Source organism: Paenibacillus sp. N3.4, assembly GCF_008017805.1.
Taxonomy (GTDB): Bacteria; Bacillota; Bacilli; order Paenibacillales; family NBRC-103111; genus Paenibacillus_E.
In genome coordinates, this window is record NZ_VRTT01000169.1 from 1 (window position 1) to 3121 (window position 3121).

Genomic DNA, 3121 nt, shown 5'->3' on the forward strand with positions numbered 1-3121 from the left:
CAAAGAGGGTGTTTTTCTGTCAAGATGAGCAAAATTTCTCCATTAACCCTTGCAACCATAAGGCTCAACTAGCTTTTCGTAGGTGCGAAAGTTGAGTAATTTATTAAACCATAATCTTTATTATTATTTTTATCTCATGATGTTCTTAGGGTTAATAGCTTCGCTTTCTATTTGTTTTGGATTGAGATGGATTAGAAAGAAAAACAAGTTAATATTTTGGATTTTATTTGTTGTACATTTAGGTTTATTAATATATTTGACCAAACTCTTAACCTCTGATCTTGGTGGTCCAGTTAGAATAATAAATTAATTTATATTTGAGAGATTGTTCAAAGAAGTCGTCGACATCATATAACACCATGTTCCCGCTGCCGCGTGGCAGCCCTTCGCTCAGCTAAAGGGCAGATTTGCTCAACAAACGGGCAGGATAATGACGACAGTTTAGAGAAGCAACCTTTCTAAGAAATGTAATAAGGAGGCTACAGTCTTGTTCCTAGCTTTGCTTTTAACAGGATGTCTAACAATTATTCCTTTATTAGTTTTGGTTTTTATTTGTTATTTAAGCATCTATATTGCAAGAAAAAAGAAAATAATGTCACCATTTTTGCATTTCTGTTCTATTATTCTTATATATTTGCAATCAATTATTATAAAGAAATTTAATGTGTTTATTAATAACATAGAGTATTTAATCCAAGCTGATGGAGGAGTAGAAGGACCATTACACCCAAGGATTGATGCATTCTGTGAATTATATACGAATACATTTATCTGGGTTATATATATTGAGTTGTTCTTAATTTTAATTGTTTTTTTAGCGGATTTAGTTATTATCAGTATAAATAAATTAAGTATTAATTCAATTAATACCAAAATCCCCTTCTTCATTGTTGCTATTTTATTTGCCATCGCTATCCCACATCTTATATTTTCTGAGTTTTACTATTTTAGGAGTAACGCAGACCTTAATTTTAATAAGGACATTCCCTTTTCAGACTGTATATATGCCTCCTACACTATAGCTTACTCAATTCCAGCCTCTGAAAGTGTTGGTAACACAATAAAAAGTATTGTTGACATGGATTCATATCGTTTTCTTGTTATAGTACATATTTTGTTTACAAAATTAGTAGAGATTATTGTGGTAGCCGCTATTGCTGGTAAAATACTAGATGAAATAAAAAACAAAAATAGTTCTTAATTCAAGTGAATTATTACGCTAACGGGAGACGCTAGTTCAATATAAACAGATTAAAACCTCCTATTAGAAGAAAACCTAGAATTATTAGGACTAATGGGAGGTTTTATTATGAATATAAGTCAATTGTGGAAACTGTATGAGGCCGATAAGCGTATCCAGGGATTTAGTATACAAACTCTAAAAGCCTACGCCCTGCAGCTAAAAATGCTGGTTAATGAACTTGGCGATATCCATATTTCAGATGTTACCCTACAGCTGTTAAAGGAATATTTAGCGAAACAATCTGATCGATTGAAGCCAAGTAGTTTAGGGCATCGTATCCGCTTTGTTAGATCTTTGTTTCGCTTTGCTTACGAAGAAACCTACCTAACATCAAATCCATCTCTAAAATTAAGAGAGCCTAAGATGGAAAAACGTATTCCGAAGTTTTTAATCGAGGAAGATGTGATCCATTTGAAGATCTCTTGTCTATCCATGCGGGAACGAGCTCTTCTAGAGTTTTTGTACACTACCGGTTGCCGAGTTGGAGAAGTACAAAAGATAAACATTGAAGATTTGAACTGGGAGAATTGCTCTGCAATCGTCAATGGTAAGGGATCGAAGCAAAGAGAAGTTTATTTCACTACTGAGTGCAAGGTCTGGTTGAAGAAGTATCTGACAAGTCGCAAGGACTCCTGTAAAGCCTTGTTTGTAACTGACACTTATCCTACTCGCAGGATGGCCATTCCCACGATCAGGTGGTCAATAAAACGGCTTGCAGATCGGGGAGAGGTCGCAACCAACGTGTACCCTCATCGTTTTCGTCATACTTATGCGTTCCAGTTACTGGATAACGGAGCACCTTTGGATTTCATTCAAGCATGCTAGGACATGAGAAGGCATCGACCACTCAAATATATGCACAGCTCCGCGGCGAGCGCAGAAGAGAACTTTATCGTCGATTCTTTTAGGTGTCCTCTGCCCTTTTGTAATGATGGTTTGAATCAGATTAATAACACCTTTACTCCAGGTCGGTAGTCAGTTGACTAAAACAAGGCTTCGATTAGGCGGTTGTCATGCTGTTTTGGGAAACTAAGCAAGACATATAATAGTGACTAGTAAGGAGCTGCGTGCATGGAATACCAGGAAACGGAAGAGTTTCTCATAAAGAAGTTGCGTAAATACATAGAAGGGTATGTTTTTGATGCTGATCTATCCAGTAGCGAGTGTTTGAAAGTGATTGTGGAGATAGTACGTACCTATCCGATCACAGGAAAGGAAATTGAAATTGATAGTTGAAAAACAAAGAGTAGATTATATATCACTAACTGATCCTTGTTTTTATTAAGCTAAAGGGCAGTTTAACGCAACTTTTACTGTATTTACAGAGTCTGAATATATGGGGATATTTGTTAGGCTTGAGAACGGGGTGGTGTTTTTCATGCTTATGGAAGAAGAAGTCACTGTATTACTGAGAATAGGCTTACTAATTGTAATAATTCCTGTTGTAGTGCTAGTGATTGGCTTGATGATAAAATTTAAGAAGCGTGGCTTTGGGTGGTTTTTGAGTCATCTGATATTATTTACTTTTGGCGCTTTGACTTGGATAAGAATACTTGAAACTAGAGCTTTTACAAGTTCAATAAATAACTCTGTGACTATTGCTGTGATCGGCGTAATTTGGGCTATCAGTATGGCATGTTTTGTCAAAGGCTTATTGTCTTTAAGTTATTTAAAGAAAGGATAGCTGAACTAACTGGGAACGATATTCTAATCATTTTCAGAATATAGCGCGAAGTTTGGAGGCTAATTAATGTCTGTTAGTGTGTTTAGAATGAATCACAGATCAACAAATACCGTGAAAAATATGCATTAGGACCAGTTTAACATATCCCAATTCAATGAGTAACGAGGAAGTGCGACTTGTTCTGCTATAACTGC

At 35.8% G+C, this 3121-nt stretch carries 4 protein-coding genes; all 4 read left to right on the forward strand.

Annotated features, from left to right (window positions below):
* The first annotated feature begins 487 nt into the window (after positions 1-487).
* The 4 genes from FU659_RS34650 (at position 488) to FU659_RS34660 (ending at position 2927) form a co-directional block, all read left to right on the forward strand.
* Positions 488-1201 carry a hypothetical protein gene (locus tag FU659_RS34650; RefSeq protein ID WP_147951691.1) on the forward strand — a complete coding sequence of 238 codons (714 nt, stop codon included), beginning with the start codon at positions 488-490 and terminating at the stop codon, positions 1199-1201.
* 108 nt (positions 1202-1309) lie between these two features.
* Positions 1310-2068 carry a tyrosine-type recombinase/integrase gene (locus tag FU659_RS34655; RefSeq protein ID WP_315971410.1) on the forward strand — a complete coding sequence of 253 codons (759 nt, stop codon included), beginning with the start codon at positions 1310-1312 and terminating at the stop codon, positions 2066-2068.
* A 246-nt stretch (positions 2069-2314) separates the two neighbouring features.
* Positions 2315-2479 (forward strand): hypothetical protein, encoded by a 165-nt coding sequence (locus FU659_RS36190; RefSeq protein WP_187274622.1) that lies wholly within the window; start codon positions 2315-2317, stop codon positions 2477-2479.
* Between the two features lie 142 nt (positions 2480-2621).
* Positions 2622-2927 carry a hypothetical protein gene (locus FU659_RS34660; protein ID WP_147951692.1) on the forward strand — a complete coding sequence of 102 codons (306 nt, stop codon included), beginning with the start codon at positions 2622-2624 and terminating at the stop codon, positions 2925-2927.
* Positions 2928-3121: the final 194 nt, after the last annotated feature.